The following is a 14834-nucleotide window of genomic DNA, read 5'->3' as shown; positions in this document are numbered from 1 at the left end:
GTCAGAACACGAGCACCATGCCGTCTTCGGCGGCGAGATGGTCGATGTCGTCGAGGCGCGACAGCACGTCGTCGCTCATATGGGTGAGGACGAGGCGCTTGGCGCCGATCTCGGGCAGATGCTGTTCCAAGGTCTTCAGGCTGAGATGGTTCTTGACCACCTTCTCGTACATATAGGCTTCCGCAATGAAAAGGTCCGCGCCATGCGCCAGCGGAATGAGCGTCTCCGTCCATTCGGTATCGGCGCTGTAGGCGAGCGTGCGGCCCTCGGCTTCGACGCGATAGGCCAGGAACGGCCCGCCGGATTCGCCGTGCACGACCGGATAGGGCGTCACCGTCACCGTGCCGAAGCTTTGGCTTTGCCGAGGCGCTAGTTCGACCACGTTGAGCTCGAAACGCTGCTTGGTCTTGGAGGAGTGCTCGAACAGCGCTTCCATCACTGCGCGGAGCCGCGTCTCGGTGCCTTGCGGGCCCGCAATCGTCAGCGGCCGCGTCCGCCGCGAGAATTGCGCATCGAGCAGAAAAAACGGCAGCCCGGCAAAATGGTCGCCGTGGAAATGCGTGATGAGGATGAGATTGATGTCGTCACAGTCGATCTCGAGCCGCTTCAGCGCCGGCAGGGCCGACGCGCCGCAATCGATCAGGAAATTGCTCTCGCGCCCCGAGATGTGGAAGCAAGTGTTGAGCCTGCCACCCGAGCCGAAGGCGTCACCGCAGCCGACAAAGCGCAGTTGCATCGGCTGCGGGCTCCCTAACTATGATCCGGAATCAGCGTCGCGGCGAACCGAACACGCGCGAGAGCAGCCAGATCGGGATCACGATGACAGCGCCGAGCAGGAAGTAGCGCCACAGCCAGTTGATGGTGTCGAAGCCGAGATCCCAGAGCCGCTGGAACAGCAGCTGGATGCTGTAGAGGATGTTCCAGGGATCGAAACCGATCGCCGCCAGCACGACGCCGACCAGGATCGAGAGCAGGACCAGGCGAAACGCGACTGCCAGCGGCGTGCCGCCGAGAAAGCGGTTCAGGCCATCGCTGCGGCCGGCCGGCAAATCTCTGACGTCTTGGACCATCTCAAACTCCTCGCGGGGATTCGTCCCCATTATAAGTCACGGCGGGGCACATGGGGAACCCGGGTCCGGCCGTCAATCGGGTTACGGGAGTTTAATTCGCGAGTCATCTCTCCCGCGGCCTGATAAGAGTGTTTTCCCGGCCGCCATCCTTCGAGACGCCCGCTTTCGGCGGGCTCCTCAGGATGAGGACGGAGTGCGCGGCAGCAGTTTAAACAGGCGCCGGCGCCGATTAGCCTCATCCTGAGGAGACCGCGAAGCGGTCGTCTCGAAGGACGAGGCGCGCGCTCAGGCGCCGCCAAAATCCGGCTCAGCACGCGCCGGCTCCGCCTTCAGCATCCGCTCCAGCGTTTCCAGCCTGTCCGCTTCCCGCGGCGGCTTGTCCCAGCGCAGGCGGCTGATGCGGGGAAAGCGCATGGCGACGCCAGATTTATGCCGCGGCGAGCGTTGCAGCCCTTCGAACGCGACTTCCAGCACGAGGCCCTTGTCCGGCTCGTGCACGACATGGCGGACGGGGCCGAATTTTTCGGTGGTGTTGCGGCGGACGAAGCGGTCGATCTGCAACAGCTCCTCGTCGGTGAAGCCGAAATAGGCTTTGCCGACCGGCACCAGCTCGTCGCCGCCATCGCCGCCGGTCCAGACGCCGAAGGTGTAGTCGGAATAATAGGACGAGCGCTTGCCGTGGCCGCGCTGCGCATACATCAGCACGGCGTCGATGATGTGCGGGTCGCGTTTCCACTTCCACCATTGCCCCTTCGGCCGCCCCGGCAAATACGGCGCATCGCGCCGCTTCAGCATCACGCCTTCGACCGCGTCGGCGTCCTCGCCGGCGCCGGCACTGGCGGGATCGGCGCGCGCGGCGGTAAGCGCCTCCCAGCTGGCGAACGAAACGGTGGGCGAAAGGTCGATGCGGGGATCGTCGACCTTTGCGATGAAGGTCTCGAGCCTCTTGCGCCGCTCCCCGAACGGCAGCTCGCGCAGGTCGTTCTCGTCGTCGCCGAGCAGATCGTAGGCGCGCAGATGGATGGGGAATTCCTTGATCAGCTTCGGCGAGACCACCTTGCGATTGAGCCGCTGCTGCAGGACATTGAAGCTTTGCACGCGGCCTTCGCGCAGGATCAGCAGCTCGCCGTCGATGGCGCCGGGCAAATGCAATGACGGCACGAGATCCGGAAAGCTGCCGGTGATGTCTTCGCCAGTGCGCGAATAGAGCCGCGCGGTGATGTGGCCGTGCTCGTCTCGCCCCGCTACCGCCTGCACGCGGATGCCGTCCCACTTCCATTCGGCGATATAGTCGGCGGGGTCGAGCGCCGTGAAATCGGTGTCCTCGATCGCATGCGCGAGCATCACCGGCCGAAACGGCGCAGGGTCGCGATTGACCGGCTTGTCGCCGCGGCCTTCGAGCCAGGCGAACAGGTCGAGATAGGGCGGCGCAAGCCCCGGCCAGATCAGCTCAACCTCATGCGGATCCTTGTCGCCCAATGCAGCGGCGGCAGTCTTGGCAAGGCGCGCGGAAATGCCGATGCGAAGCGCGCCGGTGACGAGCTTCAGCAGCGCCCAGCGGCCGGTCTCGTCGAGCTCGTCGAGCCAGCGTTCGAGCTGCTTTGGCAGCTCGGTCTTGCCGAGCGTGCGCAGCGTGGTGACGACCTCGGTGAGGGACGGAGGTGGCGGGTTGTTGTGGGCGGCCAACGGCGCCTTCGGCCACATCAGCGCCACCGTCTCCGAGAGATCGCCGACATAGTCGTAGGATAGCCCGAACAGCACCTCATCCGTGCGCGCCGCGATGAGGTCGCGGATCAATGCGGGCTTGGCATGCTTGAAGCTGAGCGCGCCGGTGAGCGCGGCCAATGCGTAGCCGCGATCGGGGTCGGCGACCTCACGGAAATAGCTGGTGATCAGCCGCAGCTTGTTGTTGCGGCCAGGCTCGTAGGCGAGGCGGTCGAGCAGCTCGGCGAAGCGGTTCATGCCTCGGCCTCGTTTTGGATCGGCGTCTCGCTCTCCTCCTCGTCGCCATAGCCGACGAGATCGAGCGGCTGCGCTTTCAGGCCCTTGCTTCGGCACCAATGCACCAGCGCGTCTTCCTGGCCGTGGGTGACCCAGATCTCGCCGGCGCCAGTCGCTGCGATCGTCGCGGTGAGGCCGTCCCAATCGGCATGGTCGGAGATGACGAGCGGCAGCTCGATGCCCCGCTGTCGTGCGCGGGCGCGCACGCGCATCCAGCCCGAGGCGAAAGCGGTGACGGGATCGGGAAAGCGCCGCGTCCAGAGATCGGATGTCGCCGACGGCGGCGCCAGCGTGATGGTGCCGGCGAGCGCTGCCTTCTTCACGCCTTTCACCGGCCTGAGCTCGCCGAGGTCGATGCCGCGGCTCTGATAGTAATGCGTGATCGTCTCCATCGCGCCGTGGAGGTAGATCGGCGCCTCATAGCCGGCCTGGCGCAGCAGCGCGATCACGCGCTGGGCCTTGCCGAGCGAATAGGCGCCGACCAGATGGGCGCGCTCCGGAAACAGCGCGACCGAGGCCAGCAGCTTCTTCACCTCGTCGGCGGCATCGCCATGCCGGAACACCGGCAGGCCGAACGTCGCCTCGGTGATGAAGACGTCGCAGGGCACCAGCTCGAACGGCGTGCAGGTCGGGTCGGGTGCGTCCTTGTAGTCGCCGGAGGCGACGATGCAGGTGTCCTTGCAGGTCACGGCGATCTGCGCCGAGCCCAGCACATGGCCGGCTGGGTGAAACTTGACGCGGACATCTCCGAGCCGGATCTCCTCGCCGTAAGCGATCGCCTGTGTCGAGCCGGCAAAATTCTCGCCGTAGCGCAGCCGCATCATGTCGAGCGTTTCCTGCGTCGCCAGCACGGCGCCATGGCCGGCGCGGGCATGGTCAGAATGACCATGGGTGATCACCGCCCGCTCGACCGGGCGCACAGGATCGATATGGAAGCCGCCGGGTTTGCAGCACAGGCCGGCAGCAGTTGGCAGCAGGATGTCTTGGGGGCGCATCGTGGTCATATAGGAAGTGGACCGCTCCAAATTAAGCTGTCATGCGCGGGCTTGACCCGCGCATCCATCCTCTTAAAGAGTTTCATTTTTTGATGGATTGCCGGGCCTACGCCGCGCCGGAGGGGCTTCGGCCCCGCAGGCGGGTCAAGCCCGACAATGACGAGTGGTTCCCCGATGCCCCTGCGCTTGTTCCTGACCTCCGGCGATCTCATGGCCGACCGCCGCTTCGAGTTCGCGCGCGACCTCCAGCTCAAGGGCGATTTGCCTGCAGCCGCGGACCTCGTCGAACAGGCGCTCGAGCTCGCGCCCGATTTCACCTCGGCTTGGTTCACGCTCGGCGAACTCCGTCAGCAGCTCGGCGAGCTCGACAAGGCGCTCGCCGCGTTTCGGGAAGCGCTCCGGTGCGATCCGGCGGACCAGCACGGCGCCGGCCTGCACCTGATGCGGCTCGGAGACGCGGCGATGGCGGAGATGCCCAAGGCCTATGTGCAGGCGCTGTTCGACCAATACGCGCCGCGCTTCGAGCATACGCTGATCAACGATCTCGGCTATCGCGCGCCCGCACTGATCTTCAAGGCGGTGCTGGCCGCGCGCGTCGCCGCGAAAAAGCCGGCCTACTTCAAGCGAACCATCGACCTCGGCTGCGGCACCGGGCTTGCGGCGGCCGCCTTCGCCAAGCAGGTCGACCATTTCATCGGCATCGACCTGTCGCCCGGCATGATCAAGGAGGCGCGTGCGACTGAGCTCTATGCCGAGCTCGAAGTCGCCGACATGATCGAAGGCCTGCGCGGCAAGGCGGATGCGAGCGCGAATCTCGTCGTCGCCGCCGATGCCTTCGTCTATCTCTCCGATCTCGCGCCGGTGCTCACCGAGGCAAAGCGCGTGCTCGTCTCGGGCGGCGTGCTCGCCTTCACGCTGGAGACGCATGACGGTAGCGGCGTCGTGCTCGGCGCCGGCCTGCGCTATGCCCATTCGGCGGAATATGTGCGCAGCGCGCTCGCGCAAGCCGGGCTCAAGCTTCTCACGATGGAGCCGGCCTCGCCGCGTAATGAGAACAACGAGCCGGTGCGCGGCCTCGTTGTCGTCGCCGAGAAAACTTGAGTCTAGGCGCTGCATCAGCAGCAAATTAAGCGTCATTGCGTCGCAAAGCTGCGACTTCCCACTTGCGAGCTGCGCTGCGATGTCAGCACAATGCGCGCACCAGGGAGAAAACAATAATGACGAAGAATCCATCGCGGCGCGATTTCAGCGCCGCCGCGCTCGCCACCATCGCCGCATCCACTCTGCCCGCGCCCTATGTCTGGGCCGCGGAGAAGAAATACGATGCCGGGGCCAGCGACACCGAAATCAAGATCGGGCAGACCGTGCCGCATTCCGGCCCCGGCTCGCTCTACGGCGTGCTCGGCCGCATCGGCGAAGCCTATTTCCAGATGCTGAACGAGAAGGGCGGCATCAACGGCCGCAAGGTCAAGTTCCTCACCATGGACGACGCCTACAGCGCGCCGAAATGCGTCGAGGCGACGCGGCGCCTCGTCGAGCAGGAAGAGGTGCTCGCGCTCTACGGCTCGCTCGGCACCGCGCCGCAGACCGCCGTGCACAAATACCTGAACTCAAAGGGCGTGCCGCAGCTGCTGCTCAACACCGGCGCCTCGAAGTGGAACAACCCGAAAGAGTTCAAATGGACCATGGCCGGCCTGCCGCTCTATCCGACCGAGGCGCGCATTCTCGCGCGCCACGTCGTCAGCGTGAAGCCGAATGCCAAGATCGGCATCCTCTACCAGAACGACGATTTCGGCCGCGACTTCCTTGGTCCGTTCAAGAAGGTGCTGGCCGATGCCGGCGGCACCGCGCAGGTGATCATGGAGCAGACTTATGATCTCACCGAGCCCACCGTCGACTCGCAGCTCGTCAATCTCTCGAAATCGGGCGCCGACGTCTTCTACAACATCACCACCGGCAAGGCGACGTCGCAGTCGATCCGCAAAGTGGCCGAGCTCGGCTGGAAGCCGCTGCAGCTGCTGTCGGCGGGATCGACCGGCCGCTCGATCCTCAATGCCGCGGGCATGGAGAACGCCACCGGCATCGTCGCCATCCGCTACAACAAGGAGGTCGGCCTGCCCAAATGGGAGAAGGACCCCGATGTGATGGCGTTCGAGGAGCTGCGCAAGAAATACACGCCGGCGATCGATTCCGACAACACCATCGCCTTCGCCGGCTATGGCCAAGCCGCGACCATGGCCGAGATCCTGCGCCGCTGCGGCAACGAGCTCACCCGCGCCAACGTGCTCAAGCAGGCCTCGAACCTCAACGGTTTCCACTCGCCCTATTTCCTCGACGGCGTCAGCTACAGCTACACGCCCGAGGATTACACGCCGATGAAGACGCTGTTCATCTCCACCTTCACCGGCAAGGACTGGGACATCTCCGACAAGCCGATGTCGGAGTAGGGAAGGGCATGGTGCCGTAGGGTGGGCAAAGGCGCTCTTGCGCCGTGCCCACCATCTTCCTGACGACGACCGCGGTGGGCACGCTCCGCTTTGCCCACCCTACGAGAGCATCCACCCCTCGACGAACCCGGCCCCACGGCTTACCTGTCATGCCGTGCCGCCCCGCATCCGCAAATCCCCGGCCGAGCCCGCCGCACTGCTGCCCGACCGCTTCAATGCGTGGTTCGCGGCGCGCGGCTGGTCGCCGCGCGCGCATCAATTGGCGCTGCTGGAGAAGGCGCGCGAGGACAGGTCCGCGCTGCTGATCGCGCCGACCGGCGCCGGCAAGACGCTGGCAGGATTTCTGCCGACGCTGGTGGAGCTTTCCACGCAGGCGGCCGAGCGGAACGCAGGTGAGAAGAAAAGCCTCGTCTCCACCGGCCGCGACGTGCGGCGCGCCGGCGGCCTGCACACGCTCTACATCTCGCCGCTCAAGGCGCTCGCCGTCGATATTGCGCGCAATCTGGAACGGCCGATCGCCGAGATGGGACTGCCGATCAAGGTCGAGACCCGCACCGGCGACACACCGGTGTCGCGCCGCCAGCGCCAGCGGCGCTATCCGCCGGATGTCCTGCTGACGACGCCCGAGCAGCTCGCGCTGCTGCTGTCCTCCGACGACGCGCCGTTCCTGTTCTCATCGCTCAGGCGCATCGTGCTGGATGAGCTGCATGCGTTGGTGACGTCCAAGCGCGGCGATCTGCTCTCGCTGGGTCTCGCGCGGCTCTGGCGCCTCGCGCCGCATCTGCGCGCCATCGGCCTGTCGGCGACGGTCGCCGAACCCGATCAGCTCGCGCGCTTCCTGGTGCCGCAGCCCGATGGCAAGGAAGAGGCGGCCGACATCGTCGTCGCCGGCGGCGCAGCGCCGCCCGAGGTCGAGATGCTGGACACGCGCGAACGCCTGCCCTGGGCCGGCCACAGCGCGCGTCATGCGCTCCCTGAAATCTACGAGCTGATCAAGGCCAACAAGACCACGCTGGTCTTCGTCAACACCCGCAGCCAGGCCGAGATGCTGTTCCAGAATCTCTGGAGCATGAACGATGACGGCCTTGCCATCGCCCTGCATCACGGCTCGCTCGACGTCGCCCAGCGCCGCAAGGTCGAGGACGCCATGTCGGCGGGCAGATTGCGCGGCGTGGTCTGCACCTCCTCGCTCGACCTCGGCGTCGACTGGGGCGATGTCGATCTCGTCGTCAACATCGGCGCGCCCAAGGGATCCTCGCGTCTGATGCAGCGTATCGGCCGCGCCAACCATCGTCTCGACGAGGCCTCGCGTGCAGTGCTGGTGCCCGCGAATCGCTTCGAGGTGCTGGAATGCCGCGTGGCCATCGATGCCATCGCCGAGAATGCGCAGGACACGCCGCCCTTGCGCACCGGTGCGCTCGACGTGCTCGCCCAGCACGTGCTCGGCTGCGCCTGTGGCGAGCCGTTCTTCTCCGATGAACTCTACAATGAGGTCCGAACCGCCGCGCCTTACGCAAATCTCTCGCGCCAGGATTTCGACGACGTCGTCGACTTCGTCGCCTCCGGCGGCTACGCGCTAAAGACCTATGAGCGCTTCGCCCGCATCAAGCAGGACAAGGAGGGCCGCTGGCGCGTTGCCAATCCCAAGGTGCGGCAGAGCTACCGCATGAATGTCGGCACCATCGTCGAGGACGACATGCTGAAGGTGCGCCTGGTGCGCTCGCGCGGCGGCGGTGCGGCATCGACGGGCGTGATCGCGCGCGGTGGCAGGCTGCTCGGCGAGATCGAGGAGGCCTTCATCGAGGGCTTGAGCCCCGGCGATACTTTCGTGTTCTCAGGCGAGGTGGTGCGCTACGAGACCCTGGTCGAGGATCAGGTCTATGTTTCGCGCGCCCATGACAAGGATCCCAAGGTGCCGTCTTACATGGGCGGCAAATTCCCGCTCTCGACCTATCTCGCCGAGCGCGTCCGCCGCCTGCTCGATGACTTCAGCGCATGGGGCGGCCTGCCGGAGCAGGTGCGCGACTGGCTGTCGCTGCAAAAGGACGTCTCGCAGGTGCCGGCGGTGCGCGAGCTCTTGGTCGAGAGCTTCCCGCGCGCCAACAAGCATTATCTCGTTTGCTATCCCTTCGAAGGCCGCCTCGCGCACCAGACGCTCGGCATGCTCCTGACGCGGCGCCTGGAGCGCGCCCGCGCGCGGCCGCTCGGCTTCGTCGCCAACGAATACGCCATCGCGGTCTGGGCGCTCGGCGACATGTCCTTCATGATCCGCGACGGCCGGATCGATCTCGACGCGCTGTTCGACCCCGACATGCTCGGCGACGACCTCGAAGCCTGGCTGGCCGAGTCCGCCTTGATGAAGCGCACTTTCCGCAATTGCGCCATCATCTCCGGCCTGATCGCGCGCCGCCACACCGGCGAAGAGAAGAGCCGCCGCCAGGTGCTGTTCTCGACGGATCTCGTCTACGACGTGCTGCGCAAGCACCAGGCCGACCATGTCCTCTTGCGCGCCGCGCGCGCCGATGCCGCCACCGGCCTGCTCGATCTGCGCCGCCTCAGCGACATGCTGATGCGCATCAAGGGCCGAATCTCATTCCGGGAACTCGATCGCGTTTCCCCGCTCGCGGTGCCCGTGATGCTGGAAATCGGCCGCGAGTCAGTTTATGGCGAAGCTGGAGACGAGCTGTTGGCGGAAGCCGCCGACGAGCTGGTCAAGGAAGCGATGGGATAGAGGCAGGTTTCGACGTGACGGCAGGCGCGCTGATTTCGGGAGATGTCGAGGACATGCGCGTTTCCAGCGTCACCATCAACGAAGTGACGTTCGCGGCCGATCTCTCCGGCGCGCTGTTCTGGGACGAGCAGCGCCTGCTCGTCGTCTCCGACCTGCATCTCGAGAAAGGTTCCAGCTTCGCCATGCGCGGCGTGCTGCTGCCGCCTTACGACACGCTGGCGACGCTTGGCCGTCTCGCTGCTGTCATCTCCCGCCATAACCCGCGCACGGTGATCGCGCTCGGCGACAGTTTTCACGATCGCAGCGCGCATGAGCGCCTCTCCGCACAGGACCGCGACGCCGTCGCCGCGCTCCAGTCGGGCCGCGACTGGATCTGGATCTCGGGCAATCACGATCCCATGCTGCCGCGCGATCTCGGCGGCACCGTCGCCGAGGAAGTCGCGATCGGCCCGATCACCTTCCGCCACGAGCCGACCGGCGCGCATGGCGAGATCGCCGGGCATCTGCATCCCAAGGCCCGCGTCTCCGCCCGCGGCCGCTCGATGGAGCGCCGCTGCTTTGCCAGTGACGGGATGCGCGCCGTGATGCCCGCCTTCGGCGCCTATGCCGGCGGCCTCAGCATCCGCGACGCCGCGTTTGCAAAAATCTTTCCGGAGAACGGTTTCGTCGCCCATCTCCTCGGCGACCGCCGCGTCCACGCCATCGCCGCATCGCGGTGCTATTGAACGCTAGAGAGCTTTGTTGCGGCCATCCTTCGAGACGCCCGCCTTCCGGCGGGCCCTCAGGATGAGGACGGAACGCGTGGCAGCAGTTTCAACGCACGTCGCTCATGAGCCTCATCCTGAGGAGACCGCGGAGCGGTCGTCTCGAAGGACGAGGCGCTTGCTCAAGCCGCGACCGGGGTCAAATCGAAGCCGCAGTAGCAGCTTAAGCCGCCTTCGTCTGCACATTGTCGCAGAATTCGGCGAGCCGCTCGGCCAGCCGCAGCGTCGCCGCGCTGGCATCCGGCGAGGCCATCAGCGCCACCTCGGTCTTGTTGATTGGCGCAAAGCCGTCCTTGGCGGTCAGTACGCGATGGTCGGACTGGATTGCCATCTCCGACAATATGCTCAGCCCCATGCCGGCGGCGACGGCGGCCTGGATGCCGGAGAGACTCGATGACGTGTAGGCGGTGTGCCAGGCACGGCCCGCGCTTTCCAGCGCGTGGATGGCGCCGGCGCGGTAGATGCAGCCGAGCGGAAACCCGATCAGCGGCACCGACGACACGTTGATGTCGACCGGATGGCTCTTGCTGGTCACCCAGTGCACCCGCTCCGGCCACACCGCAATCGCGTCTTTTGCGCTCGCCTCGCGCTTGTACAGCGCAAGGTCGAGTTCGCCGCGTTCGAGATCGCGGGCGAGATGCTTGCTCTGGTCGGCGCGAACGTCGAGCCGCAACCGCGGATGCGAGCGCGAGAACGCGCCCAGCAGTTTCGTCAGCCGGTAGGCCGCGAAATCCTCGGGGATGCCGAGCCGGATCGCGCCTTCGCCGCCCGGCTGCCGCAGCACGTCGCGCGCTTCCTCCGCGAGCGAGAGCAGCCGCCGCGCATAGGACAAGAGCCGCTCGCCGGCTTCGGTCGGACGCACGTCCTTGCCGTCGCGGTGCAGCAGCACCTGTCCGACATCCTCCTCCAGCCGCTTGATCTGCTGGCTCACGGTCGACTGCGTGCGGTGGACGCGCGCGCCGGCGCGGGTGAAACCGCCGGCCTCGACCACCGAGACGAAGCTGCGCAGCAGCTCGAGATCGAGCATATCAGCCTCCATTCGGAAATCCACTGATCGGAAGTTAATCATTTAATTTCCAAATGACAAGCCGTCTACCTAGATCGAGGGCTCCAGGAGAATGCCCTCATGTCGCTCGCACCCTCGCTTCCCGTTCCCCACAGCCGCTTCAACACGCTGCCGCTCGCCATCGGCCTGTTCTGCCTGCTCTGGAGCTACGCCTTCGTCGCCGGCAAGATCGGCGTCACCCATTGCCCGCCGCTGATCCTGCTCGCCGCGCGCTTCTCGCTGGCCGGCATCCTGATCCTGGGCGCGACCCTGATCCGCGGCGACGGCTGGTCGTTGTCCTGGCGCGATGTCGCGATCTTCGCCGTGCTCGGCATCGCCAACAACGCGTTCTATCTCGGGCTGGGCTATACCGGCCTGCAATCGGTCTCCGCAGGCCTCGGCGGCCTGATCGTCTCGGCCAATCCGGTGTTCACGGCGGCGCTGGCCGCGCTTCTGCTCGGCGAAGGCATGACCTGGCGCAAGGCGAGCGGCCTCTTGCTCGGCATCATCGGCGTGACCGCGATCGTGTGGCATCGCCTGTCGGTCGGCACCGACAGCCTGCACGGCATCGTCTTTACGCTGGCCTCGCTCGCGTCCATCGTTGCCGGCACCATCCTGTTCAAGCTGCTCGCACCGAAGGGCTCGTTGTGGATCGGCAACGGCGTGCAGAACCTCGCCGCGGGCATCGTGCTGACGCCGGTCGCGCTCACCTTCGCCGACGTTCATGCGATCGACTATACGCCGGGTCTGATCGGCGCCTTCGCCTTCCTCGTGCTTGGCGGCTCGATCCTCGCCTATTGGCTCTGGTTTCATCTCCTGAAAGTGTGTGGCGCCACCGCCGCCAGCGCCTATCATTTCCTGATGCCGCCGCTCGGCATGCTGTTCGCGTTCCTCGTACTCGGCGAGCATGTCGAGGCCCGCGATCTGCTCGGCATCATCCCGGTCGCGCTCGGCATCTATCTGGTGACGCGCCCCGCAAAGCCCGTCTCGTAACAGGAGTTTGTCATGCCCGTTTCCATCACGTTGATCGGCGGCCCGACCGCGCTGATCGAGATCGACGGCTTCCGCCTGCTTACCGACCCGACCTTCGATGCGCCCGGCGCCTATCAGCTGCCGCATGTGAAGCTGGAAAAGACGATCGGCCCTGCCGTGAAGCCCGACGCGATCGGCCCGGTCGATGCGGTGCTGCTCAGCCACGACCAGCACTCCGACAATCTCGACAATTCCGGCCGCGAATATCTCTTCACAGTCAAACGCGTGTTCACGACCGAGGTGGGCGCAAGGCGCCTCGGCGGTCATATCGAGGGCCTTGCGCCCTGGGACACTGCGAAGCTGAGGGACGGTGACGGCAATTCGCTGACCATCACCGCAACGCCCGCGCGCCACGGCCCGGCCGGCATCGAGCCGCTGTCGGGCGACGTCATCGGCTTCGTGGTCTCGTCGAGCCGCAAGGACACGCGTCCGATCTATATCAGCGGCGACACCACCTGGTTCGACGGCGTCGCCGAAGTCGCGCGCCGCTTCAAATGCGGCGTGGTGCTGCCCTTCGCGGGCGCGGCGCAAACGCGCGGCCCGTTCCATCTCACCATGGACACCAACGACACCATTGAGACCGCGCGCGCCTTCCCCGATGCGATGATCGTGCCTGTTCATACCGAAGGCTGGGCGCATTTCCGTCAGAACGGCGAGGACCTGCGCAAGACCTTCGACGTGCTCGGCTTCGGGACACGGCTGCGCCTGCTGGAGCCGGGCGTGCCGACGGTGATCGAGGCGCCGTGAAGGAGGGTGCCGGCCTCAATCCTTCCTGAACACGATCGACGCCATCCATCCCGACATCAGCGCCATTGCGACCGTGGCGAGGCCGTAGAGCAGGCCGTGGTGGCGCGCACTGGTGGCGACGAACTGCTCGAAGCCGATCTTGACGATCTCGAACGCGGTCTCGGTTTTGCCGATGAACGCACCATTGGCAAACAGCTTGATCTCGACCTCATAGGTGCCGATCGGCACCTCGCCCGGCAACGGGATGCCGGTGCGGAACAGCGTCGGCGTCAGGAACGTCACCGCGCTCGCATCCTCGCGATAGAGCCCGCGCTGGGTGCGCAGGCGGATGAAGGCGGAGCGGAATGCATCGTTCGGCACCACGTCGGCATAATCGCCGCTGACGCGCTGGGTCAGCAGCACGTTGTTGAGCCCGATCTGCTGCCGCCGCGCGATCTCGGGCGAGGTGATGGCATCGAAGGGACGGTTGGCGAACAGCGCCAAATAGGACGGCACCTCCAGGAACTGGCGGTGATCGGTGTTGATCCAGATGCCGAAGGTGCGTTCCTTCCGCCGCGTCACCATGTCGGCGCGCGGGCCCATCACGGTGACGACGAGATCGTAATTGATTCGATCGGCTGGCGTGGACGCATCCTTCTCGACCGAGCCGAACAGCACCAGCTCCTCGCCGGAATAGTTCGGCGTCACGGTGACGCGGTGGTTGGAGACCGACACGATCAGCCGCTCGGCGCGCGCTGCGCCGCCGATCAGTAGAACGAGAAGAGCTGCCAGAAGCGCGCGCGTCATCAGGTCACCCCCAGCTCACGGATGGTGAAGAGGTCCGCGGGGCGGATCACCAGCTCGACCGCGAAGCGGATTCCGACCGAGAGAATCAGAAGGCCAAGCAGCAGCCGCAACTGCTCGCCGCGGATCTTCTGGCCGGCCCTTGCGCCGAACTGCGCGCCGGTGACGCCGCCGACCATCAGGATCAGCGCCAGTACGGCATCAACCAGGTGATTTGTCACGGCATGCAGCATGGTCGCGAACAGCATGGTGACGACGGTCAGGACCATCGAGGTCCCGATCACGGTCGAGGTCGGCACCCGCAGCAGATAGATCATGATCGGCACCAGGATGAAGCCGCCGCCGATGCCCATGATGGCGCCGATAAATCCGATCGCGGTGCCGACGACCACGACCGGAATCACCGACAGATAGATCTTGGAGCGCTTGAACCGCATCTTCAGCGGCAGGCCGTGGATCCAATTGTGGGTGCGGCGTGGCGGCAGCGCGCCGCGCCGGGTCCGCATCAGGGCGCGCAGACCTTCGGAGAACATCAGGCTGCCGACGGTGGTGAGCAGCACCACGTAAGACAGCGCGATCATCAGGTCGAGCTGCCCGAGCGCGCGAAGCTGCGTGAAGGTCCACACGCCCAGCGTCGTCCCGGTCACGCCGCCGCATAAGAGAACGCTCGCCAGCGCCGGATCGATCGCACGCCGCCGCCAGTACGACAGCGCGCCGGAAAAGGAGGAGGCCGCGATATGACTTGCCACGGAGGCGACCGCGACCGCCGGTGTGATGCCGATGAAGATCAGCAGCGGCGTCATCAGGAAACCGCCGCCGATCCCGAACATGCCGGACACGAAGCCGACCGCGGCGCCCATGGCGAGCACCAGGAAGACGTTGACCGGAAGGTCGGCGATCGGAAGGTAGAGCTGCATTGAACCACGCGCCGGCGGGACGGATCGATTGCCGCGCCCCCTCAATAGCGGAATTCGGCGCTCGGAGGGATCGGGAATCTCGGGCGTGGTGAATGGGGCGAGAGTGTGAATGAGGCTCGATCGTTGCGATGGCAGTGGTGCGCTCCCTCCCCCGCTTGCGGAGGAGGGCTGGAAGGAGGGTTGTCTCCGCAGTGGGACTCCCCCAGAGCAGAGAACCCCCACTCGCCGCGCTTCGCGCGTCGACCTCCCCGCAAGCGGGAGAGGTGCACCGAGCGCGCGGCGCGTTCTGCCTGCCTAAAGCT

13 protein-coding genes are annotated in these 14834 nt (G+C 65.9%); 6 read left to right on the top strand and 7 right to left on the bottom strand.

Annotated elements, in window-relative coordinates; genetic code table 11:
* Nucleotide 1 precedes the first annotated feature (1 nt).
* From SE91_RS33300 to SE91_RS33285, 4 genes are all read right to left on the bottom strand, one after another.
* Nucleotides 2–736 (bottom strand): MBL fold metallo-hydrolase, encoded by a 735-nt coding sequence (locus tag SE91_RS33300; protein WP_060737294.1) that lies wholly within the window; start codon nt 734–736, stop codon nt 2–4.
* A gap of 31 nt (nt 737–767) precedes the next feature.
* Complete coding sequence (locus tag SE91_RS33295) at nt 768–1070, bottom strand: DUF6460 domain-containing protein (RefSeq protein WP_008569045.1); 303 nt, start codon at nt 1068–1070, stop codon at nt 768–770.
* Between the two features lie 285 nt (nt 1071–1355).
* Nucleotides 1356–3032: an ATP-dependent DNA ligase gene (locus SE91_RS33290; protein WP_061850654.1), complete on the bottom strand. Its 1677-nt coding sequence runs from the start codon at nt 3030–3032 to the stop codon at nt 1356–1358.
* Nucleotides 3029–4066, bottom strand: a complete 1038-nt coding sequence (locus tag SE91_RS33285; protein WP_061851444.1) for a ligase-associated DNA damage response exonuclease — start codon at nt 4064–4066, stop codon at nt 3029–3031. The genes SE91_RS33290 and SE91_RS33285 overlap by 4 nt, the downstream gene beginning before the upstream one ends.
* Nucleotides 4067–4240: 174 nt before the next feature.
* Here SE91_RS33285 and SE91_RS33280 point away from each other — a divergent pair, with 174 nt between their 5' ends.
* The 4 genes from SE91_RS33280 (at nt 4241) to pdeM (ending at nt 9969) form a co-directional block, all read left to right on the top strand.
* On the top strand, nt 4241–5167 hold the full coding sequence (locus SE91_RS33280) for a class I SAM-dependent DNA methyltransferase (protein ID WP_061850653.1): 927 nt from the start codon (nt 4241–4243) through the stop codon (nt 5165–5167).
* A gap of 116 nt (nt 5168–5283) precedes the next feature.
* Nucleotides 5284–6513: an ABC transporter substrate-binding protein gene (locus SE91_RS33275; RefSeq protein WP_008541146.1), complete on the top strand. Its 1230-nt coding sequence runs from the start codon at nt 5284–5286 to the stop codon at nt 6511–6513.
* A gap of 154 nt (nt 6514–6667) precedes the next feature.
* Nucleotides 6668–9244 carry a ligase-associated DNA damage response DEXH box helicase gene (locus tag SE91_RS33270; RefSeq protein WP_061850652.1) on the top strand — a complete coding sequence of 859 codons (2577 nt, stop codon included), beginning with the start codon at nt 6668–6670 and terminating at the stop codon, nt 9242–9244.
* Between the two features lie 53 nt (nt 9245–9297).
* Complete coding sequence (pdeM, locus tag SE91_RS33265) at nt 9298–9969, top strand: ligase-associated DNA damage response endonuclease PdeM (protein ID WP_061850651.1); 672 nt, start codon at nt 9298–9300, stop codon at nt 9967–9969.
* 202 nt (nt 9970–10171) lie between these two features.
* On the opposite strand, the gene SE91_RS33260 is transcribed toward pdeM, so the two are convergent.
* The gene (locus tag SE91_RS33260; protein WP_061851443.1) at nt 10172–11035 is read right to left on the bottom strand and encodes a LysR family transcriptional regulator; all 864 of its coding nucleotides are present in this window, start codon (nt 11033–11035) and stop codon (nt 10172–10174) included.
* A 99-nt stretch (nt 11036–11134) separates the two neighbouring features.
* Between SE91_RS33260 and SE91_RS33255 the strand changes: the two genes are divergently transcribed.
* Both SE91_RS33255 and SE91_RS33250 read left to right on the top strand, forming a co-directional pair.
* Nucleotides 11135–12046, top strand: a complete 912-nt coding sequence (locus SE91_RS33255) for a DMT family transporter (RefSeq protein ID WP_061850650.1) — start codon at nt 11135–11137, stop codon at nt 12044–12046.
* Nucleotides 12047–12058: 12 nt separating this feature from the next.
* Entirely contained in the window at nt 12059–12832 is a 774-nt protein-coding gene (locus SE91_RS33250) for an MBL fold metallo-hydrolase (RefSeq protein WP_061850649.1), read from the top strand.
* 15 nt (nt 12833–12847) lie between these two features.
* Here the strand turns inward: SE91_RS33250 and SE91_RS33245 are convergent, their stop codons facing one another.
* Nucleotides 12848–13618, bottom strand: a complete 771-nt coding sequence (locus SE91_RS33245; RefSeq protein ID WP_061850648.1) for a TIGR02186 family protein — start codon at nt 13616–13618, stop codon at nt 12848–12850.
* The gene (locus tag SE91_RS33240; protein WP_061850647.1) at nt 13618–14532 is read right to left on the bottom strand and encodes a sulfite exporter TauE/SafE family protein; all 915 of its coding nucleotides are present in this window, start codon (nt 14530–14532) and stop codon (nt 13618–13620) included. Before SE91_RS33240 ends, SE91_RS33245 begins: the two co-directional genes overlap by 1 nt.
* Between the last annotated feature and the right edge of the window lie 302 nt (nt 14533–14834).

The organism is Bradyrhizobium sp. DOA1 (genome assembly GCF_001593325.1).
GTDB lineage: Bacteria > Pseudomonadota > Alphaproteobacteria > Rhizobiales > Xanthobacteraceae > Bradyrhizobium.
The sequence above is the reverse complement of the archived record's forward strand: the minus strand, read 5'-3'. Positions and strand labels throughout refer to the sequence as shown.